Source organism: Sphingopyxis sp. 550B (assembly GCF_057401805.1).
In genome coordinates this window covers 284,384-305,204 of sequence record NZ_CM171610.1, presented here as the reverse complement: position 1 = coordinate 305,204, position 20,821 = coordinate 284,384, and the positions used below count along the sequence as shown (strand labels likewise).

Genomic DNA, 20,821 nt, shown 5'->3' with positions numbered 1-20,821 from the left:
ATGCCTAGAAACGATAATCCCAGCCGAGCGTGAAGGTACGTCCGCGGCCGGCGAAGTTGAAGAAATTGTCCGTCGGTCGCTGGGTGTCGCTCGCATAGCTGATATATTGCCGGTCGAACAGATTCTGGACCGCAAGGCTGATGCCGCCGAGCCGGGTCTGATAGCGCAGGATGGCGTCGGTCAGATTATAGCCCTCGAAATCGTTGCGCGCGTCGCGGCCCGGCCCCCGGAAGGTGCGCGCGAGATAGAATTGCGTCTGGACGCGCGCGGACAGCGGGCCCTTCGCATAGGCGGCGGCAAGGTTGAGCCGGTCGGGCGAGATGTTGGCGCCGTCGAGGTCGGTGTCGACCGCCCCGTCGCCGTCATTGTCGAACCGGCCTTCGATATGCGCATAGCCCGCCGACAGCGTGAGCCCGTCGATCGGCATCCGCACTGCCAGGTTGAGTTCGAGCCCCTCGATCTCGACGCGCTGGCGCACGACGTCGAAGATACCGTCGGGACGCGCGATCAGAAGCTGCCCCTTGGTGCTCGTCGACCAGAAATAGGTCGCGGTCGCGTCGAGCGGCCCGCGCTTCACCTCGACCCCGATCTCGCGGTTGTTCGAGACGATCGGCGCGATATCGAGATAATTGTCGATATCGACCCCTGTCCTGCTCACCGCGCGGGTGATGCGGCCGACGTCGGGGACGGTATAGCCCTCGGCATAGCTGGCATAGGCTCGGATGCCCGGCACCGGCTCGACGATCAGGCCGCCGTTGACCAGCACGTCGTCGAAGCTCGGGCTGCCGCCCCCGACGTCGACGCCGCCATAGGTCGACGGGCCGCAGGGCCCGGTCGGCACCGCCGGGGGCGCGGGGCACGCGACGAAGGTGTTGGCGGCGAGCGTGTGATAATCGGCAATGCTGATCTTCACATCCTCGTAGCGCGCGCCGCCGGCGAGGCGGACGACGCCATCGAACAATTTGAGGTTCGCCTGGCCGAAGGGCGCGAAGCTGCGGAACTTGGTCGGCGGTACCCATGCACGATTCGTGGTGATCAGCCGCTGCTCGCTTTCGTCCCACAGCGCGTCGAAGCCCGCGATCAGCGTCAGTGCCTCGAAACCCGGAACCGCGCGCTCATAGCTGATCTTGGCGCCGACCTTGCGGCTGCGGTTCTGCGACTGGTCGAACAGCGTGCCGACGGGCGCGATCGCCGGGTCCTGAAAGCTGGCGATCGGATTGGGTTCGCCGCCGAACGTGTCGCGGGTGCGGTTCCAGAACAGCTGGCTGACGAAATTGGCGCCGCCCAGTTGCGGGTCGGTCAGCGACAGCGCGACGCTTTCGGTCCGGCTCGCGGCGGGAACGCCCGGCGGCGTTCCGCGCGTCTGGGTGGTGGGGATACCCCCCGCCTTGTTGCCCGCGACCGGCGCATAGTCGCCGTCGCCCTTCATCTCGTAGCGGCTGGCGATCAGGTCGAGCCGCATCGTGTCGGTGACGGCATAGCCGAAGCGGCCGAAGAGCGAGAGCGTCTTCGAATCCATCGTTTCGCCCTGCGTCAGGTTGATGCCGACCGGACGTCCCTCGCCATCGCGAAAGATGCCGCGGATTTCATAGGCGGCGCCGACCGTGGCGTCGAAGCGCCCCGCCTTGTACTGGACGAGCCCGGCCGCCTTGCCGCCCATGCCGGCGCCCGAAAATTCGTCGTCGGCGGTGCCCTGGAGTAGGAAGCGGCCGGACACGCCGTCGGTCTTCGGCGCGCCCACCGTCACCTGGTTGACGATGCCGCCGGTGCCGCCGATCCCCTGCAATGCGTTCGAGCCGTAGATGACCTCGACCCGGTCGATGAAGAAGCCGTCGATGGTGAAGCCGTCGCGGCTGCCGTCGCGTAGCGGGTTCGACTGTGGAATGCCGTTAATCGCATAGAGCGGCGCGCGCCCGCGCAGCGTTTCGCCGGCGCCCGACAATTTCTGCCGGGTGGGGGAGAAGCTGGGGGTCAGCGTCGCCACCGCGTCGGCGATCGACCCCGAAATCGCGATCTGCTGTTCCAGCGCCTGCTTGTCGATCAGGTCGATCGTCAGCGGCAGCGCATTGGGCGGCAGGACGGTGCGCGCCGCGGTGACGATGATGGCCTCGTCGGCGTCGGCGCTGTCGGGCGCTGCGGTGCTTTGGGCGTGGGCGGGCGACGAAAGCGCGGTGCAGGCCAGCACTGCGGCGAAATATCTGCGATTCATTCTCGGCTCCTGTTCCGGACGCGCTGCTAATGCGAGCTATTCGCAGACGCAAGGGCAAAGCAGGATCGATGCCGATTTGGTTCGCTTTCGGACGCGGTGTGGAAAATTCGCCACAGTGCGCAAAGCGCGCTATCACCGCCGCCATGCGCGAGAAGGAACTGCGTTTCGCCCTGATCTGCTATGGCGGCATCAGCCTTGCCGTCTACATGCACGGGATCACCAAGGAGATATGGCGCCTCGCCGCGGCGTCGCGCGCCTTTCACGACGGTACCGACGCCGCCGGGTCGGGCGTCGTCTATCGCGAACTGCTCGCCGCGATCCAGGCGAAGAGCGGGGTGCGGCTGCGCGTGCTTGCCGACATCGTCGCGGGGGCCAGCGCGGGGGGGATCAACGGCGTCTTCCTGGCGCGCGCGCTCGCCGAGGGCCTGTCGCTCGATCCGCTGACCGAATTGTGGCTCGACGATGCCGATGTCGATCGCCTGCTCGACCCCGACGCGCGGCCGCTGTCCGCCGCGACCAAATTCTGGGCGGTGCCGATCGCCGGCTGGGCGATGAAGCGGCGCGGCAACGTCATCGACCGCACCGTGGGCGGGAGCGCGCAGGACGAGGTGCGCGCGAAGCTGTCGCGCTTCGTGCGCGCGCGCTGGTTCGAACCGCCCTTCGGCGGCGCGATCTTCTCCAACCTGCTGCTCGACGCGTTCGACGCGATGGACAAGGCGCCGCGCGGCCCGACGCTGGTTCCGGCGGGGCAGCCGGTCGACCTGTTCGTCTCGGCCACCGATTTCGCGGGGCACAGCATGCCGCTGGCGCTCAACAGCCCGCCGCGCGTCACCGAGCAGGAGCATCGGTTGGTGATGCATTTCCGGCAGGACGGGCGCATGGGCAAGCGGCTCGACGATGTTCCGGGCCTGGCCGCGGCGGCGCGGGCGACCGCCAGCTTTCCCGGCGCCTTTCCGCCCTTCACGCTGCGCGAACTCGACGGCGTCCTTGCCCAGCGCGGCATCGACTGGCCGCACCGCGACGCTTTCATCAAGGTGCAGCTTCCCGCCGGCAGCGAGGCCGATCCCGCCGACCGGGTGCTGATCGACGGATCGGTGCTCGCCAATGCACCCTTCCGCCCGGCCATCGCCGCGCTCAAGCAGCGACCGGCGCGGCGCGAGATCGACAGGCGCTTCGTCTATATCGACCCCAAGCCCGATTATCGTTCGATCCGCTTCGGCCGGCATGGCGAGCCGGTCGAGGGCGCCGAAAAGCGGCTGCCGGGCTTTCTGACGACGATCCTGGGCTCGCTTTCCGAAATCCCGCGCGAACAGCCGATCCGCGACAATGTCGAGGTGATCGAGAGCATGTCGCGGCGCATCCGCCGCATGCAGCATATCGTCGACGCGATGAAGGTCGAGGTTGAGGAACAGGTGGCGGCGCTGTTCGGTACCACCTTCTTCCTCGACAGCCCGACCCCGGCGCGCCTCGGCAAGTGGCGCGCCAAGGCGCAGACCGAAGCGGCGGCGCGCGCGGGCTTCGCTTTCGCACCCTACGGCCACCTCAAGCTGTCGGCGGTGGTCGAGGAACTGGTGGCGCTGGTCGAGCGGCTGGCGCCCTCCGAAGGCGCGATCCACCGCGCGCGGCGGCGCGAGGCGCTGTGGGAGGAGGTGCGGCAGCGCGGGCTCGACCGCATCTCGGGCAAGCGCGGCGCGGGGGCGAGCGGCGACGCCATCGCCTTCTTCCGCATCCACGACCTCGGCTTCCGCGTCCGCCGGCTGCGCTTCCTCGCGCGCGAGCTCGACGCGATCGAAGCGACGCGCGACGCGCCCGACCCGGCGTGCGAGGCGATGCACGAGGCGATCTTCGCCGCGCTCGGCCTCTATCTGGAGCGCGAAGGCGACAACTGGCTCGCCGACCTCGACGTCGCCGAGGATGCCGGGATGGGGGAATGGATCGACGCGATCGGCGACCGGCGCGACCTCGTCGACGTCGATGCCGAGACCGACGAGCTGATCGCCGCGGCGCTCGCGGCGCTGCCCAAGGATGACCGGCGGACGATGCTGCTCGCCTATCTCGGCTATCCCTTTTTCGACATCGCGACGCTGCCGCTGCTGCAGGGCGAGGGGTTCGACGAGTTCGACCCGATCAAGATCGACCGCATCTCGCCCTCCGACGCGACCGCGATCCGTCCCGGCGGGGCGGCGGCGATGCTGAAGGGGATCGAGTTCAACAGCTTCGGCGCCTTCTTCAGCCGCGCCTATCGTGAGAACGACTATCTGTGGGGGCGGCTACACGGCGCCGACCGCCTGATCGACATCGTGGCGTCGAGCGTGACCGGCGACGGCGCGCTGACGAGCGAGGAACTGGCGGCGATCAAGCGGCGCGCCTTCCACGCGATACTCGACGAGGAGGACGGCCGGTTGCCGCGAGTGCAGGCGCTGATCGACGAGATACGGGGAGAGATCGGAGTCGTCTGAGCCCTTCCGCAAGAGGAAGGGAGGGGACGATCATTCGGTCAGGTCGTCCCACATTTCCTTGATGCGGCCGAAAAAGCCCTGGCTCGCGGGGCATTCGTCGCCGGTCTCAGTCTCGCGAAAGGCTTCGAGCAGTTCCTTCTGCTTCGCGCTGAGCTTCGTCGGCGTCTCGACATCGATCTGGATGACGAGGTCGCCGTTGCCGCGGCCGTTGAGCACGGGCATGCCGGCGCCGCGCTGGCGCAGCTGCTTGCCCGACTGGATGCCGGCGGGAATGGTGATGTCATGCTTGCGGCCGTCGAGGCCGGGGATGGTGATGCAGCCGCCGAGCGCCGCGGTGGTGAAGCTGATCGGCGCGCGCGTGAACAGCGTCGTCCCCTCGCGTTCGAACAGCCGGTGCCGCGCGATGTGGAGGAAGATGTAGAGGTCGCCCGGCGCCGCGCCGCGCGCACCCGACTCGCCCTCGCCCGACAGGCGGATGCGCGTCCCTTCGTCGACCCCGGCGGGGACGTTGACGGTCAGCGTCTTGCGCCGGTCGACGCGGCCCTCGCCATGGCACTGGTCGCACGGATCGGTGATGACCTCGCCCGATCCCTGGCAATGCGGGCAGGTGCGCTCGACCATGAAGAAGCCCTGCTGCGCGCGCACCTTGCCGTGGCCGCCGCACGTCGTGCAGCGATGGGTCGAGGTGCCGGGCCGGGCGCCCGATCCGTCGCACGCATCGCAGCGCGCCGCGACATCGACCTGAATCTCGCGCACGCAGCCCGAAAAGGCGTCCTCGAGCCTGATTTCCATGTCGTAGCGCAGATCGGCGCCGCGCGCCGGGCCGCGCTGCTGCCGCCCGCCGCCGCCGAAGGCCGAACCGAAGATCGATTCGAAGATGTCGCCGATGTCGCCGAAATCGGCATGGCCGCCGAAGCCGCCCTGCGGCATGCTCTTGCCGAAACGATCGTAGGCCGCGCGCTTCTGCGGGTCCTTCAGCACCTCATAGGCTTCGTTGATCGCCTTGAAGCGCGCCTCGCTGTCCTGGCACCCCGGGTTGCGGTCGGGGTGATATTTCATCGCCAGCTTGCGATAACTCGCCTTGAGCGTCGCATCGTCGGCGGTCCGCTCGCATTCGAGCAGTTCATAATAATCGATGTCGAGCGACATGCTGCAAAGCCCCTTACTTCAACCCGTCGCCCCGGCGAAGGCCGGGGCCGCTATCGGTTCGGCGGAGCCTTGCCGGGAGCGATGCCGGCCTTCGCCGGCATGACGGGTGAAGCCCATTCCTTACTTCTTGTCGTCCTCGACTTCCGAGAATTCGGCGTCGACGACATCCTCGTCGGCCTTGGCGCCGTCCGCATTCGGGCCCGCCTCGGCGCCGGGCGACGCCGCGGCCTGCTGTTCCTTCTCGTAGATTGCCTGGCCCAGCTTCATCGCGACCTGCGCGAGCGCCTGCGCCTTTTCGGTCATCGCGGCGGCATCGCCGCCCTCGACCGCCGTCTTGGCTTCGGCGACCGCGGCCTCGATCTCGGACTTCAGCCCCGCATCGACCTTGTCGCCATGCTCTTCGAGCTGGCGCTCGGTCGTGTGGATCAGGCTTTCGGCGTTGTTCTTCGCCTCGGCCGCCTCGCGACGCTTCTTGTCCTCTTCGGCGAACTGTTCGGCGTCCTTGACCATCTGGTCGATGTCGGCATCCGACAGGCCGCCGCTGGCCTGGATCTTGATCTGCTGTTCCTTGCCGGTGCCCTTGTCCTTCGCCGAGACGTTGACGATGCCGTTGGCGTCGATGTCGAAGGTCACCTCGATCTGCGGCACGCCGCGCGGCGCCGGCGGGATGCCGACGAGATCGAACTGGCCGAGCATCTTGTTGTCGGCCGCCATCTCGCGCTCGCCCTGGAAGACGCGGATCGTCACCGCCGACTGATTGTCGTCGGCGGTCGAATAGACCTGCGACTTCTTGGTCGGGATGGTGGTGTTGCGGTCGATCATGCGCGTGAACACGCCGCCCAGCGTCTCGATGCCGAGGCTCAGCGGCGTCACGTCGAGCAGCAGCACGTCCTTGACGTCGCCCTGCAGCACGCCTGCCTGGATCGCGGCGCCGATCGCGACGACCTCGTCGGGGTTGACGCCGGTGTGCGGCTCCTTGCCGAAGAAGTCCTTCACCACTTCACGCACGCGCGGCATGCGGGTCATGCCGCCGACCAGCACGACCTCGTCGATGTCGCTCGCGCTGACGCCGGCGTCCTTGATCGCCTTCTTGCACGGTTCGAGCGTCCGCTTGATCAGCTCCTCGACCAGCTTTTCCAGGTCGGCGCGGGTGATCGTCTTGACGAGGTGCTTCGGCCCGTTGGCATCGGCGGTGATGAAGGGCAGGTTGACCTCGGTCGACTGCGCCGACGACAGTTCGATCTTCGCCTTTTCGGCGGCTTCCTTGAGCCGCTGGAGCGCCAGCTTGTCGCCGCGCAGATCAATGCCTTCGTCCTTCTTGAAGCCGTCGGCAAGATATTCGACGATCTTCGAGTCGAAATCCTCGCCGCCGAGGAAGGTGTCGCCGTTGGTCGACTTCACCTCGAACACGCCATCGCCGACTTCGAGCACCGAAATGTCGAAGGTGCCGCCGCCGAGGTCATAGACCGCGATCGTCTTGTTCTCCGACTTGTCGAGCCCGTAAGCGAGCGCGGCCGCGGTCGGCTCGTTGATGATGCGCAGCACTTCGAGACCGGCGATCTTGCCGGCATCCTTGGTCGCCTGCCGCTGCGCGTCGTTGAAATAGGCCGGGACGGTGATCACCGCCTGCTCGACCTTCTCGCCGAGATAGGATTCGGCGGTTTCCTTCATCTTCTGAAGGATGAAGGCCGAAATCTGCGACGGCGAATAATCCTCGCCGCCCGCGCGGACCCATGCATCGCCGTTCGCGCCCTTGACGATGTTGTAGGGAACGAGTTCCATGTCCTTCTTGGTCATGGGGTCGTCGAAACGGCGGCCGATCAGGCGCTTCACCGCGAAAATCGTGTTTTCGGGATTGGTGACGGCCTGGCGCTTCGCCGGCTGGCCGATCAGCCGCTCGCCGTCCTTGGCGAAGGCGACGATCGACGGCGTCGTGCGCGTGCCTTCGACATTTTCGATAACCTTGGGCTTGCCGCCCTCCATGACCGCGACACAGCTGTTCGTGGTGCCGAGGTCGATCCCGATCACTTTGGCCATAATCTCAACGTCCTTGTTGCTTCTTCGGCGCCCTGATGCGGCACGCCTGATGTTCGTCTGATGGGCGCGATATAGGTGCGCTGATCCTTGGCACAAGGGTTTCCACAGCGTATCTGGGACAGGAAATTGCAGCTTTTCGGGAGTCCGCACATCATGAAAGCCCTTGCCATCGCCGCGCTTGCCGCCGCCACCTTCGCCATCGGGGGGTGCCAGGAAAATCTTGGCGCCGGCCCGCAGCTCAATGTCGTCTCCGGCTATATCCAGATGGGGGCGACCCCCGACCGGCCCGCGGTCGGCTATTTCACCGTCGAGGGCGGGCCGCAGCCGGTCGAACTGGTCGCGGTGACCGCCGACCTTGCGCAGCGCGTCGAGATGCACGAAAGTGTGCGCGAGAACGGCGTGGTGACGATGAAGCCGCTCGCGCGCGCCGCGGTGCCCGCGAAGGGCAAGCTTGAGTTCAAGCAGGGCGGCAAGCATCTGATGATCTGGCACATCAACGGCGCCGCGGTGCGCGCGGGCAAGCTGCCGATGGCCTTCGTCTTCACCAACAACAACAACGACCGCATCCTGTTCGACATGCCGATCAAGCCGGCACCCGATGCCGGCGCGGCGGACCATGACGGCATGGACCATGATGCGGATAAGGCTGCGGATGCCGCGAAGAAATAGGGGTGACGCCCCTTCCATCGTCACGGCGAGCGGGGCGGCGCCCCCTCCGGCCCCTCGCAATGACGAAGCATCACTGATGCCGCGCTCCTCGCGCCCGCTCACCGAGGGCGAAATTGCGCTCGCTCGCTCCGTGTTCGGCGACGCGATCGCCTATGACCGCGTGCGCGTCTGCCATCACAAGTGGATATTCTTCCAGCCGCGCCGGGTGGTGATGGCGCCGATGGGCGCGCTCCATTTCCACCCGCACGGCGATCTCTACTGCGCAGATTTCGGTGCGGCGCCGCAGGCGCTCAAGGGCCTCTTCATCCACGAGATGACGCACGTCTGGCAGGCGCAGACGCGCGGGCGCTGGTATCTGGTGCTGATGCGGCATCCCTTCGCGACCTACAACTACAGCCTGAAGCCGGGATGGCGGCTCGACCGCTACGGCCTCGAACAGCAGGCGGAGATCGTGCGCCATTACTGGCTGCTTACACAGGGCGCGACCATCCCCGGGGCGCCGGGGGTGGAGGCCTATCGGGCGGTGTTGCCGTTTGCATTTGTGACGACAAATTAGTCGATATGGCCATTTTTGATTCGTTGCGATCTAGGATGGGTCGCACCCATTTTTCGGCCATAAGCTTGGCATTCGGCGTTGCATGGTGGGACGGGGTTGAGAAACGGGGCTTCCTCCCATCTGATGCCGTCCACTCGGTCGATCTCCAGCTCATAATAATTGGTTCTGTCGTTCCATAACGAAGGCTGGCTGGGCTTGAATCGCAACACGCCATGGAACCGAGCGTAAAATTGCGCTTCCGGCCAAATTCCGCTCTTTAGGTCCGCCTTCAACTCGCTTTGCTGTTTGTCTGTGGAATCGTGAAAACTGCCGACAGTTCCTTCTTTGAAATGAGGACTGAGGCGATCATATCTGCACTTATCCGAACCGATCTCAGCCATGTGGCTGCTGCCATAATACCAACCCGCCACGACAATTTCCTTATCGGTCCAGCGCGCGCCATGTTTTGGGATGTCACATAGGTCGACGGAAGCGACTTTCGCTTCTGGGCTGCAGGCGGCGGTTAGGGCGGCTGCGATGACGATGAGGGGAAAGAGCTTCATATTCGCGGGATTTCGCACATCCGGCTTCGCCGCACAATTTACCGCTAGCCAGACAGAACGTGTTCATTCTATGTTCCGCGCATGGATATGCACTCGCTGCTCATTGCTCTTGTCGCGCTTGGTCTCGGCGCTCTGATCGGCTGGTTGTTTGCCGGGCGGCAGGCGGGGGCGCTGCGGGCCGAGCGCGATGGGCTGGCCGAGCGGTTCAAGGCCGCCGTGACCGACCTCGCCGCCGAATCCGACGCGCGCAAGGCCGCCGACCTGCAATTGTCGGCGCTGCTCGCCGAACAGAGGGCGCGCGATGCCGCACATGACGCGCAGATCGCCCAGCTTCGCGAGGCGCAGGCGGCGCTTACCGCGCAGTTCCGCGAGGTCGGCCAGGCGATGCTCGGCGAGGCGCAGAAGGCGTTCCTCGAACGCGCCGAGGCGCGCTTCCGGCAGAGCGAGGAAAGCGCGGGGCAGAATCTGAAGGCGCTGCTGTCGCCCGTCCACGAGCGGCTCGAGAAATATGAGCGGGCGGTGACCAAGGTCGAGGCCGACCGGCAGAGCGCCTTCGGCATCCTGCAGGGGCAGATCGAATCGATGCGCGCGCAGAACGAGCGCGTGTCGAGCGAGGCGGCGAAGCTGGTCAACGCGCTGCGCAATGCGCCCAAGGCGCGCGGCCGCTGGGGCGAGCAGCAGCTTCGCAACGTCCTCGAAAGCTGCGGCCTTTCCGAACATGCCGATTTCCAGACCGAGGTCAGCGTCGCCGACGGCGAGGGTGGGCGGCTGCGCCCCGACGTGGTGGTGCGGGTGCCGGGCGGGCAGAATCTGGTCATCGACGCCAAGGTGTCGCTCAACGCCTATCAGGATGCGTTCGGCGCGGTCGATGAGGGCGAGAAGACGGCGCATCTGGCGGCGCACGCCGCGGCGATGAAGGCGCATGTCAACGCGCTCGGCGCCAAGGCCTATTGGAACCAGTTCGACGACACGCCCGACTATGTCGTGATGTTCGTCCCCGGCGAGCATTTCCTCGCCGCCGCGCTCGACCAGGATACGGGGCTGTGGGACTATGCGTTCGAGCGCAAGGTGCTGCTCGCGACCCCGACCAACCTGATCGCGATCGCGCGCACCGTCGCCGCGGTGTGGCGGCAGGAAAAGCTCGCGGGACAGGCGCGCGAGATCGCGGCGCTCGGCAAGGAACTGTACGCGCGCATGGCGACGATGGGCACACACATCGCGCGGGTGGGCAAGAATCTCGACCAGGCGACGGGCGCCTACAATGCCTTCGTCGGCAGCTTCGAAAGCCAGGTGCTGACGCAGGCGAAGCGCTTCGAGGCGCTCGATATCGAGACCGGCGGCAAGGAAATCCCGACGCTGCCGGTCGCCGAACAGGCCGCGCGCCCGCTCGCCAAGCTGGCGGCGGCGCCGAACGCGGTGAACGACGCGGGCGAATGAGTCGCCATTGCCGCGCAGGCGGCATGTCGGCCTGGAAGCGCATGCCAGACCGGCATCGCTCCCCCGATCCCCGATCCCCGCTCCCCAATTTCGCTCGACACGAACGGAGCGATGGATCGGATTTTACGCCCGCGGTTCTATATCGCCCGCTTGAGCACCGCCGTCTTGCCGTCCCTGCCGGTCAGCACCATCGTGCCGTCCGCCGGGAAATCGACGCGCACCGGCGCCTCCATCAGGGCGAAGAAGCCGCGTTCCTGTTCCATCGCGGGGCCGGGGCAGGCCATCAGCGTCGCCGCGAGTCGCCCCGCGGTCAGCATTCCGTCCTTGACCGAATAGCTGCCGCCGAAGCGGTTGCAGCCGGCGCTGCCGCTCATCCGGTCACCGTCGAATTGCAGCTCGGCCGGCCGGTCGCCGGCGATCGCGACGCCGCCGATCGACACGAAGGTCCAGTGGGTGCCGGCCAGTTCGCCCGGCGGCAGGATCGCGCCGCCGCAGCCCTTCACCGTCTTGCCGTCGGCGGTCACCGTCACCGTGTCGCGATAGCGTCGGTCGCTCATCCCGTCGCTGCACGCGGCGTGGGCGACGTCGACCGTCAGGCGCGGCGTGGCATAGCGTTCGCCGCCCGACGACGCGCGCGCGCCGGGGTTCGGCACGACGATCTTCGTCTCGCCGTAATCGCCGGCATAGTTCAGCCTTTCGGGGGTGATCTCCAGCGTCCAGCCGGGCTCGGTGCCGACCGCCATATAGGCGCCGGCGGGCGGCGGCGCATTGCCGGGCGCCTGCGGCGTCCCGGCGGGGGCGCAGGCGGCGAGAGCGAGGGAAAGGGCGAGCAGGGGCAGCGTCTTGGTCATGATGGTCTCCAGCAGCGGCGGGGCCGGGATAGCGCGCGATGTCCGGCGCGCGCCCCGGTTCCGCTCGACTCGAACGGAAAGGCGGGCGTCTAGTTGCATGGGGCTGGCGCTTTTCTGAACGATCCGGCCAAGCGCCGTTCATCTTCGCCGCTGGTTCAGCACCTCATAGGCCATCACCGCCGCGGCGACCGCGGCGTTCAGGCTGTCGGCCTTGCCCAGCATCGGCATCTTCACGCGCACGTCGGCGGCGGCGGCATAGGCGGGCGGCAACCCCTGCGATTCGTTGCCGATCAGCAGGAAAGTCGGCGCGGCATAGCGCACCGCCTGATAATCCTTGCTGTCGTCGCCCAGCCACGTTGCGACCAGCTCGCCGCGGCCTGCGCGCAGCCAGGACAGGAATTCGTCCCAGCGCGCCTGCACCAGCCGCTGGGTGAAGATCGCCCCCATGCTCGCGCGCACCGCTTCCACCGACCAGGGGTCGGTGCTGTCGTCGAGCAGGATCAGCCCGCCCGCCCCGACCGCATCGCCGGTGCGCAGCATCGTGCCGAGGTTGCCGGGGTCGCGCAGCCGCTCGGCGACCAGCCAGATCGGCGCGGCGTCGCGGTCGATGTCGGCCAGTGCGGTCTGCGGCTCGGCATAGATGCCGACGACGGTCTGCGGATTGTCCTTGCCGGAGAGTTTGGAAAGGATCGCCGGCGTCGTGTCGATCACCTCGCCGCCCGCCGCCAGCGTCGCCTCGACCAGCGCCTTCGTCAGCGGATGCCCGGCGGCGCCTTCGTCGGCGAGGAACAGCCACTGCGGCAGCACCCCCGCCTCGCGCGCCTCGGTCGCGATCCGCAGCCCTTCGGCGAGGAAGAGGCCTTCGGCGCGGCGGTGCCGTTTCTCGCGCAGCAGCCGCATCCGCTTGACCAGCGGGTTGGAGAGGCTTTCGATGCGGCTGCGGCGGGCGCTTCCCGCGCGGGGAGGGGCCATGGGCTCAATCCTCGCCGAAGCTGTCCTTGACGAGGCCGACCAGCTTGAGCAGCGCGGTGTCGGCGCCATCGCCGCTGGTGTGGATGGTGATGCTGTCGCCCTTTGCCGCGCCGAGCATCATCAGCCCCATGATCGATGTGCCGTTGACGCGCGATCCGCCTTTTTCGACCTCGACCGTCACCGTTTCGGGCAGGCGGCTGACGAAGGTGACGAACTTGGCGCTGGCGCGCGCGTGGAGCCCGCGCTGGTTGGTGATCTCGACGGTTTCCGACGCTTCGCTCATGGCCCCACTCCCAGCATTTCCGACGCGACGGAGATATATTTCTGGCCGGCTTCCTTCGCCGCGATCACCGCGGAGCGCAGGTCCATCGCCTTGCGCGCGCTTTCGAGCCGGATCAGCATCGGCAGATTGACCCCCGCGATCACCTCGGTCCGCCCCTGTTCGAGCAGGCTGATCGCGAGGTTCGACGGCGTGCCCCCGAACAGGTCGGTCAGCATGATGACGCCGCGCCCCTCGTCGACCTTGCGGATCGCCTCGGCGATCTCTTTGCGCCGCATCTCCATATTGTCGTTGGGGCCGATGCACACGGTCGCGATCGCGCGCTGCGGGCCGACGACATGCTCCATCGCCGTCACCATTTCCTCGGCGAGCCGGCCATGCGTGACGAGGACCATACCAAGCAGCGGCAGCGCTTTATCGGTGGGCATGAAATCGACGACCCTTATGCTTGTCCGCCGGATGCGGGAGATGCGGGCGGGGGCTTGCCCTCAAGCCCATCTTGCGGGGCGGAGTCAAGGTTGCGGTGGGTGACGGTCGGAAGGTGGCCCGCGGCCTGCAGCGTCCGGGCGACGCGTTCGGCGACATGGACCGACCGGTGGCGCCCGCCGGTGCAGCCGAAGGCGATGGTGACATAGCTCTTCCCCTCGGCGCGGTAGCGCGGCAGCAGCGTCAGCAGCAGCGTCTCGATCTGCGACACCGTCGCCTCATAGGCGGGGTCGGCAGCGACATAGGCGGCGACCGCGGGGTCGAGCCCGGTGCCGGGGCGCAGCGCCGGGTCCCAGTGCGGATTGCGTAGATAGCGCATATCGAAGACGAGATCGGCGTTGCGCGGCAGACCGCGCGCGAAGCCGAAACTCAATATGTTGAGTGCCGGCTCGTTGTCGCCGTCGTCGCCGAACCGGTGGCGGATCTCTTCCTGCAGGTCGTTGCTCGAATAATTGGTCGTGTCGACGACATGCTCGGCCCAGCGACGCAGCGACTCCATCATCTCGCGCTCGCGCGCGATGCCGTCGGCGGCGGGGCGGTCCTCGGCGAGCGGATGGCGGCGGCGCGTCTCGGAAAAGCGGCGTTCAAGTTCGGCGCCCGCGCAGTCGAGGAACAGCGTCTGGATGTCGCGCCCGCCCGCGGCGCGCAGGTCCTTGATATGACGGACGAGCAGCGAGGGGCGGAAGCCGCGGCTGCGGCTGTCGATGCCGACCGCGAGCGGCCGGTGCGCCTCGCTTCGCTTGACCGGCGCATCGATCAGCGGCTCGAGCAGCGACAGCGGCAGATTGTCGACCACCTCCCAGCCCAGGTCCTCGAGCACCTTGAGCGCGGTCGACTTGCCGGCGCCCGCGAGGCCGGTGACGAGCAGCAGGCGCGGTTCGGCCGGGACGGTCATGCCGGGGTCGCCAGACGGTCGAGCGCGAGCATGACCTTGATCGGTGCCGACGTCTCGAAGGCCGAAAGCCGCAGGGCGGGCAGCGGATGGCCCGCGACCGTCTCCACCTCGCCCGGGTTGGGCATGCGGTCGTAGCGGTCGGCCAGCCGTACCGCGAGCGCGAGCGGCACGGGCGCGGCGAAGGGCTGTTCGACGATGCCGATCCCGCGCACCTCCAGCTTGCCCTCCAGCGTCTCGGGCGGGCGGCACCACAGCGCGCCGTCCTGGCGCCAGACGTCGCAGCGATCGTCGGCGACCAGCCGCGCCCCCCGGTCGATCAGCCGCAGCGCGAGGTCGGACTTGCCCAGCCCGGACGGGCCGAGCAGCAGGATGCCGCGGCGCCCGGCGGCGACGCAGCTCGCATGGATGTTGACGATCTCTGGCGCGGTCCGGCTCGAAAGCATCGCCTAGGCTTAGCTGCGGCGGGGTAGGGTAGCAAGGGCGGCAAACCGGCGGGTAGCGGGTTTGCGCCAACTCTGGATTGCCGCGTCGCTTCGCTCCCCGCAATGACGATTCCAACGCATGGCATCAGGCTTTATGGTCCTTGGGGATTCGGCGTTCGGCGCACCGCCTCATCCGTTCGTCATGCTGAACTCGTTTCAGCATCCATGACCGGACGTTGCCCTTTGCGCCGCCTTTCAGGCGAGGGCAGACCATGGACCACCGGATCGGGTCCGGGGCAGGCTCTGAAACAAGTTGGCACATATGTCCTTCAGGCAAGTCAGGCGCCGTTCCCCGGCGAAAGCCGGGGTCCAGATGGCACAGCGCTGCCTCGCATGGACCCCGGCTTTCGCCGGGGAACAGTGACTTGTCGAAAAGGGATCATTGCCAGACAAGTTCAGCGTGACGGAAGGGAAAAACCGTGCCGAAACCCGAATCCCCACAGATTATAACGAACAAGTTCGCAGGCCTCGCTGCCCCTCCCGCTTGCGGGAGGGAAGATTGGGTGAATGCCGCCGGACTCAGGCGACCGTTTCGTTTCCGTCGCCGGCCGGCAGGGTGATCAGCAGGCTCGCGCCCCGCCGGCCGTCCTCGCGGTCGCGCGCGGCGATGGTGCCGCTGTGACCCTCGATGATCGTGCGCGCGATGGCGAGACCCAGCCCGCTGTGGCGACCGAAGGCCTCGCCGTCGGGGCGCTCGCTGTGGAAGCGGCGGAAGATCGCCTCGCGCTGCGCCGGATCGATGCCGGGACCGTCGTCGTCGACGCGCACATGCACCTCGTCGCCCAGCCGCGTCGCGGCGATGCAGACGAGGCCGTCCGGCGGCGAGAAGCTGATCGCATTGTCGATGACATTGTCGATCGCGCGTTCGATCCGGTGTCCGTCGCCCATCACCATCGTCGTGCCGCGGCGTGGGCGCGCGAAGGCGATGCGCGGCCCGTTCGCCTTCTGTCCGTCCGCCCCCTGCTCGGCGCGCGCGGCGCGGCCCGCGAGCATCGATTCGATCATCAGCCCGATGTCGATCGGCTCGAAATGGGTGCGCGAAAGCTGCGCGTCGATGCGGCTCGCGTCGCTGATGTCGGTGACGAGCCGGTCGAGTCGGCGCACATCCTCGTCGGCGATGGCGAGCAGCTGCGCGCGCTGTTCGTCGGTCCGGACGCGGCCCAGCCCCTCGATCGCCGAGCGGACCGAGGCGATCGGATTCTTGAGTTCGTGCGTCACGTCGGCGGCGAAATGCTCGCCCGCGTCGATGCGTTCGCGCAGCGCCTGCGTCATGTCGCTCAGCGCGCGGGCAAGGGTGCCGATCTCGTCGCGGCGGCTCGGCAGGCGCGGGACGACGACCTCGCGCGCGCGGCCGAGGCGGACGCGCACCGCCGCGCGCGCCAGCCTGCGCAGCGGGCGGACGATCGTGCGCGCCAGGAACAGCGACAGCAGCACCGATGCGACCAGCACCATCGCCATCACCACCGCGAGGCGAAAGCGTTCGGCGCGCACGGTGCGCGTGATGTCGCGCGCGTTGAGCGTCATCAGCATCACCTCGGGCGTTTCGAGGTCGACGACGCGCGTCGCGCTGAGCAGCGGCGTGCGTTCGGGCGCATAGCGGAACCGCGTCGCTTCCACCCCGCTGCGCAGCGCTTCCACCACCTCGGGCCACGCAGCGGCGCGATCGTCCAGCGGCTCCTCGAAATCGGGATAGGTCGGCGCGCCGACGATCCAGTCGATGCCGCGGTCCATCGCGCGCGCGGCGTCGCGTTTCCACGGCTGCAGTTCGGGGTCGCGCAGCGTATAGGTCGGCGGGGCATGCGCGAAGCTGTCGTCGACCTTGCGCCCCGCGGCATCGTAGAAGCGCAGCCGCGATTCGGTCGCACGGGTGAATTCGCCGATCAGTCGCTGCCGCTGGTCGGGGCGCGCCGCCTCGAGCGCGCTGTCGAGCATCGCGAGCTGGTCCTCCATCACCGCGATGCGCGTGTCGACCAGCCGGGTGCGATAGGTGTCGAGATAGAAGAAGCCGCCGGCGAGCAGCGCGACCGCCAGGATGTTGACCGCCAGGATGCGCGTCGTCAGCGACCAGCGCGCCGACCAGACGAGCGGAGCCTCCTCCTGCTCGGCGGCGGATGCCTCCTCCGACCTGTGCATCGCCCTAAGCATCGTCGGAGAAGCGGTAACCCGCGCCATAGAGGGTTTCGATCGCGTCGAATTCGGGATCGACCTCGCGGAACTTGCGGCGCAGGCGCTTGATGTGGCTGTCGATCGTGCGGTCGTCGATATAGACGTCGTCCTGATAGGCCGCGTCCATCAACTGGTTGCGGCTGCGGACGATCCCGGGGCGGCTGGCGAGCGTTTCCAGGATCAGGAATTCGGTGACGGTCAGCGTCACTTCGCGCCCGTCCCAGCTCACCTTGTGACGCGCCGGGTCCATCGTCAGCCGCCCGCGCGAAATGGGTTCGGCGACCGGCTCGTCGTCGGCGCCGGCGCTGCTCCGGTTCAGTTCGACGCGGCGCAGGATCGCGCGGATGCGCGCGATCACCAGCCGCTGCGAAAAGGGCTTGGCGATATAATCGTCGGCGCCCATCGCCAGGCCCAGCGCCTCGTCGATCTCGTCGTCCTTGCTGGTCAGGAAGATGACCGGAAGCTGGCTTTTCTCGCGCAGCCGGCGCAGCAGTTCGAGCCCGTCCATGCGCGGCATCTTGACGTCGAAGACGGCGAGGTCGGGGGGATTGTCGATCAGCGGCTTCAGTGCCGCCTCGCCGTCCGAATAGACGCGCGTCGCAAAGCCTTCGGCCTGGAGCGCGATCGACAGGGATTGCAGGATGTTGCGGTCGTCGTCGACCAGCGCGATGGTTGCCGTCATGCTCTTTCCAATGGCTGGGCGCCCCGCAGGCGAACTAGCCGATCCGGCGGCCATCGACAACCGCGCACGGCCCGGCCGCGATTCACCCTTTAATCTTTTGACCTGCCCCGTCATCCTCGCTAACGCGACTGGATATCTACGGAATCGGCGTCACGTCGGCACCCATGACGCATGCGGGCCAGCCCTTCTGCTCGGCAGGCCGCGCATCGCGAACCAGGCGGGCCGCAGCGCCAGGGAAAGGCGAAGATAGATGACCAGGATTGCGATCGGCGATGCGACCGTCGAAACGAAAGCGGACGTCGCCGACAATTGGGGCACGGCCCGGCTCGTCGAGGATGCCGTCCGCCATGGCGAAGGCCTGCTGGCCAAGGACGGCCCGCTCGTCGTCGCCACCGGCAAGCACACCGGGCGCAGCGCCAAGGACAAGTTCATCGTCCAGGACGACGAAACCCGCGACACCATTTGGTGGGGCAAGACCAACGTCGCGATGACGCCCGATCATTTCGCGGCGCTGAAGGCCGATTTCCTCGCGCATCTCGCCGCGTCCGACCGCCTCTATCGCCAGCAGCTGTTCGGCGGCTCGCAGCCCGAATATCGCGTCGGCGTGCAGGTGCTCACCGAATATGCGTGGCACAGCCAGTTCATCCGCACCCTGCTTTGCCGCCCGACCGCCGACGAGCTGGCGGCGTTCCAGACCGACTATACCGTCATCGACCTGCCCAGCTTCCGCGCCGACCCGGCGAAGCACGGGACGCGGAGCGAGACGGTGGTCGCGGTCAATTTCGCGGAGAAGCTCGTGCTGATCGGCGGCACCGCCTACGCCGGCGAGATGAAGAAGTCGGTGTTCGGCATCCTCAACTATCTGCTCCCCGCGCAGGGCGTGATGCCGATGCACTGTTCGGCGAACATCGGCCCCGACGGCGACACCGCGGTCTTCTTCGGCCTGTCGGGTACCGGCAAGACGACGCTGTCGGCCGATGCGTCGCGCACGCTGATCGGCGATGACGAGCATGGCTGGTCCGACACCGCGGTCTTCAATTTCGAGGGCGGCTGCTATGCCAAGATGATCCGCCTGTCCGAAGAGGCCGAACCCGAAATCTATGCGACGACGCGGCGCTTCGGCACCGTGCTCGAAAATGTCGTGATCGACCCCGAAACGCGCGCGCTCGACCTCGACGACAACAGCCTCGCGGAAAACACCCGCGGCGCCTATCCGATCGACTTCATCCCGAACGCGTCGGACGCGAACATGGGGCCGGTGCCGAAGACGGTGATCTTCCTGACCGCCGATGCCTTCGGCGTGCTGCCGCCGATCGCGCGGCTGACCCCCGACCAGGCGATGTATCATTTCCTATCGGGCTACACCGCCAAGGTCGCCGGCACGGAGATCGGCGTGACCGAGCCCGAGGCGACCTTCTCGACCTGCTTCGGCGCGCCCTTCATGCCGCGCCACCCGAGCGTCTACGGCAATCTGCTCAAGGACCGCATCGCGAAGGGCGGCGTCAGATGCTGGCTCGTCAACACCGGCTGGACCGGCGGCATGGCGACGATGGACGGCATCAAGCGCATGCCGATCAAGGCGACGCGCGCGCTGCTCAACGCCGCGCTCGACGGCAGCCTGAACGACGCCGAATTCCGCCGCGACCCGAACTTCGGCTTCGAATATCCGGTCGCGGTGGCGGGCGTCGACAGCGCGATCCTCGACCCGCGCGAGGCCTGGGCCGACAAGGCCGCCTATGACCGCACGGCGCAGTTGCTGGTCCAGCAGTTCATCGACAATTTCGCGCAGTTCGCGGACCATGTCGACGAAGGCGTCCGCCGGGCCGCCCCGCAGGCCGCCGTCGCCGCCTGACGCCGGATCAGAAGGGAAGCCATCCGTGGCTTCCCGCCACGGCCCCCAGGATCGTCGCCATCGCGAGCACCAGCAGCAGCACGTGTACGCGGTGCAGCGCGGTGAAGGCGCGCTGCGGGTCGCGCCGTGCCCATGCCGGGAAATAGCGGTGCAGCACGAACGGCTCGCCGACGAACAGCAGCAGCGCGAACAGCGACCAGACGATCACCATCGCGTGCATCCACCAGAAGCGGGCCTCGGCGAATCGGTCCCACAGGTCGAGGCGTTCGATCATGTAGAAGCCGGTGAGCCCGACCAGCAGCACCGCCGCGCGCGCCTGCCATACGAAGCGGCTCTCGAAGGCGTGGAACGCCGCGACGCGGTCTTCGCCGAACGTACCGCGCCGCACCGCAGGCAGCGCGACGGTGGTCGCCATCGACACGCCGCCGATCCAGACGACGACGCCCAGGACATGAAGCGCGCGGGCGAGCGCGAGATCGTCGATGCCGGTCATCGCGCCACCTGCGCCGCCGCCGCGGGCGACAGCGCCCCGTTCCGCACCAGCACGACCTGAAGCAGCACGTCGCCGTCGCGGGCCGCGGCCCAATGCTCGCCGCCCTCCGCGGGGATGACGATCACGCTGCCCGGGCCGAAGCGGCGCTCGGCCGCCTCGTCGAGACTGGCTCCGTCGCCCCAGGACAGCGTGCCCGACAGCACCGTCAGCAGGCGCACCGGTCCGGTCGCGCCGTGCGGCGGCAGGAGCTTCCCCTTGTCGATCCGCAGCAGGAAGCTGAGCGGCCGGCCGTCGGCGTCGGTCGCGAGCACCGCCTGCTGCGCGGTGCCGTGAACGACGGCATAGGCCAATCGGTCGAGATCGAGTCGCGTCGATTGCGCCGACGCGGACCCCGGTATCGCGAGCGACGCGGCGGCGGCGAGAAGCGGAAGGCGGCGGAGCATTGGCGGATCCTTTCCCGGTGTCGAACGATCGGCCGGCGCCATGCGTCGGCGCAGAGCATATGATTGCTGTTGCGAATGGATTGCATATAAACGCTGTTGGCGGCGCGGGCTTTGTGCCAGCGCAAATCGTGGGCGCATCGGGCTGGCCGCCGCCGTGATGC

The 20,821-nt window shown here is 67.7% G+C and carries 19 protein-coding genes; 5 read left to right on the top strand and 14 right to left on the bottom strand.

Annotation, left to right across the window (positions count from 1 at the left end):
• Positions 1-4: 4 nt before the first annotated feature.
• On the bottom strand, positions 5-2,209 hold the full coding sequence (locus AC2S9W_RS01450) for a TonB-dependent receptor (RefSeq protein ID WP_486571537.1): 2,205 nt from the start codon (positions 2,207-2,209) through the stop codon (positions 5-7).
• Between the two features lie 143 nt (positions 2,210-2,352).
• On the opposite strand from AC2S9W_RS01450, the gene AC2S9W_RS01445 reads away from it, so the two are divergent.
• Positions 2,353-4,668: a patatin-like protein gene (locus AC2S9W_RS01445; protein ID WP_486571536.1), complete on the top strand. Its 2,316-nt coding sequence runs from the start codon at positions 2,353-2,355 to the stop codon at positions 4,666-4,668.
• A gap of 30 nt (positions 4,669-4,698) precedes the next feature.
• On the opposite strand, the gene dnaJ is transcribed toward AC2S9W_RS01445, so the two are convergent.
• Together dnaJ and dnaK are read right to left on the bottom strand one after the other, a co-directional pair.
• Positions 4,699-5,817 (bottom strand): molecular chaperone DnaJ, encoded by a 1,119-nt coding sequence (gene dnaJ / locus AC2S9W_RS01440; RefSeq protein ID WP_241941881.1) that lies wholly within the window; start codon positions 5,815-5,817, stop codon positions 4,699-4,701.
• A gap of 120 nt (positions 5,818-5,937) precedes the next feature.
• The gene (gene dnaK / locus AC2S9W_RS01435; RefSeq protein ID WP_486571535.1) at positions 5,938-7,854 is read right to left on the bottom strand and encodes a molecular chaperone DnaK; all 1,917 of its coding nucleotides are present in this window, start codon (positions 7,852-7,854) and stop codon (positions 5,938-5,940) included.
• Between the two features lie 153 nt (positions 7,855-8,007).
• Here dnaK and AC2S9W_RS01430 point away from each other — a divergent pair, with 153 nt between their 5' ends.
• Both AC2S9W_RS01430 and AC2S9W_RS01425 read left to right on the top strand, forming a co-directional pair.
• Entirely contained in the window at positions 8,008-8,523 is a 516-nt protein-coding gene (locus tag AC2S9W_RS01430) for a copper chaperone PCu(A)C (RefSeq protein WP_486571534.1), read from the top strand.
• A 76-nt stretch (positions 8,524-8,599) separates the two neighbouring features.
• Positions 8,600-9,079 carry a vgr related protein gene (locus AC2S9W_RS01425; RefSeq protein ID WP_486571533.1) on the top strand — a complete coding sequence of 160 codons (480 nt, stop codon included), beginning with the start codon at positions 8,600-8,602 and terminating at the stop codon, positions 9,077-9,079.
• On the opposite strand, the gene AC2S9W_RS01420 is transcribed toward AC2S9W_RS01425, so the two are convergent.
• Complete coding sequence (locus AC2S9W_RS01420) at positions 9,076-9,621, bottom strand: hypothetical protein (protein WP_486571532.1); 546 nt, start codon at positions 9,619-9,621, stop codon at positions 9,076-9,078. The two genes, AC2S9W_RS01425 and AC2S9W_RS01420, sit on opposite strands and share 4 nt — an antisense overlap.
• 81 nt (positions 9,622-9,702) lie before the next feature.
• Between AC2S9W_RS01420 and AC2S9W_RS01415 the strand changes: the two genes are divergently transcribed.
• On the top strand, positions 9,703-11,058 hold the full coding sequence (locus AC2S9W_RS01415) for a DNA recombination protein RmuC (RefSeq protein WP_486571531.1): 1,356 nt from the start codon (positions 9,703-9,705) through the stop codon (positions 11,056-11,058).
• A 137-nt stretch (positions 11,059-11,195) separates the two neighbouring features.
• Here the strand turns inward: AC2S9W_RS01415 and AC2S9W_RS01410 are convergent, their stop codons facing one another.
• The 8 genes from AC2S9W_RS01410 to AC2S9W_RS01375 form a co-directional block, all read right to left on the bottom strand.
• The gene (locus tag AC2S9W_RS01410) at positions 11,196-11,909 is read right to left on the bottom strand and encodes an META domain-containing protein (protein WP_486571530.1); all 714 of its coding nucleotides are present in this window, start codon (positions 11,907-11,909) and stop codon (positions 11,196-11,198) included.
• 138 nt (positions 11,910-12,047) lie between these two features.
• A complete protein-coding gene (locus AC2S9W_RS01405; RefSeq protein WP_486571529.1) occupies positions 12,048-12,881 on the bottom strand; it encodes a TrmH family RNA methyltransferase in 834 nt (277 codons plus the stop codon).
• A gap of 4 nt (positions 12,882-12,885) precedes the next feature.
• Entirely contained in the window at positions 12,886-13,164 is a 279-nt protein-coding gene (locus tag AC2S9W_RS01400) for an HPr family phosphocarrier protein (RefSeq protein ID WP_067108681.1), read from the bottom strand.
• The gene (locus tag AC2S9W_RS01395) at positions 13,161-13,565 is read right to left on the bottom strand and encodes a PTS sugar transporter subunit IIA (protein ID WP_067108702.1); all 405 of its coding nucleotides are present in this window, start codon (positions 13,563-13,565) and stop codon (positions 13,161-13,163) included. The genes AC2S9W_RS01400 and AC2S9W_RS01395 overlap by 4 nt, the downstream gene beginning before the upstream one ends.
• Positions 13,566-13,603: 38 nt before the next feature.
• Positions 13,604-14,542, bottom strand: coding sequence for an RNase adapter RapZ (gene rapZ, locus AC2S9W_RS01390; protein WP_486571528.1), 939 nt, complete (start codon positions 14,540-14,542; stop codon positions 13,604-13,606).
• Complete coding sequence (locus tag AC2S9W_RS01385) at positions 14,539-14,985, bottom strand: HPr kinase/phosphorylase (RefSeq protein ID WP_486571527.1); 447 nt, start codon at positions 14,983-14,985, stop codon at positions 14,539-14,541. The genes rapZ and AC2S9W_RS01385 overlap by 4 nt, the downstream gene beginning before the upstream one ends.
• A 558-nt stretch (positions 14,986-15,543) precedes the next feature.
• A complete protein-coding gene (locus AC2S9W_RS01380; protein WP_486571526.1) occupies positions 15,544-17,157 on the bottom strand; it encodes a sensor histidine kinase in 1,614 nt (537 codons plus the stop codon).
• 4 nt (positions 17,158-17,161) lie between these two features.
• Positions 17,162-17,872, bottom strand: coding sequence for a response regulator (locus AC2S9W_RS01375; RefSeq protein ID WP_486571525.1), 711 nt, complete (start codon positions 17,870-17,872; stop codon positions 17,162-17,164).
• A 250-nt stretch (positions 17,873-18,122) separates the two neighbouring features.
• Here AC2S9W_RS01375 and AC2S9W_RS01370 point away from each other — a divergent pair, with 250 nt between their 5' ends.
• Positions 18,123-19,724, top strand: a complete 1,602-nt coding sequence (locus AC2S9W_RS01370) for a phosphoenolpyruvate carboxykinase (protein WP_424538445.1) — start codon at positions 18,123-18,125, stop codon at positions 19,722-19,724.
• A gap of 7 nt (positions 19,725-19,731) precedes the next feature.
• Here the strand turns inward: AC2S9W_RS01370 and AC2S9W_RS01365 are convergent, their stop codons facing one another.
• Complete coding sequence (locus tag AC2S9W_RS01365; RefSeq protein ID WP_486571524.1) at positions 19,732-20,217, bottom strand: hypothetical protein; 486 nt, start codon at positions 20,215-20,217, stop codon at positions 19,732-19,734.
• The gene (locus AC2S9W_RS01360; protein WP_486571523.1) at positions 20,214-20,660 is read right to left on the bottom strand and encodes a cupin domain-containing protein; all 447 of its coding nucleotides are present in this window, start codon (positions 20,658-20,660) and stop codon (positions 20,214-20,216) included. Before AC2S9W_RS01360 ends, AC2S9W_RS01365 begins: the two co-directional genes overlap by 4 nt.
• Positions 20,661-20,821 lie beyond the last annotated feature (161 nt).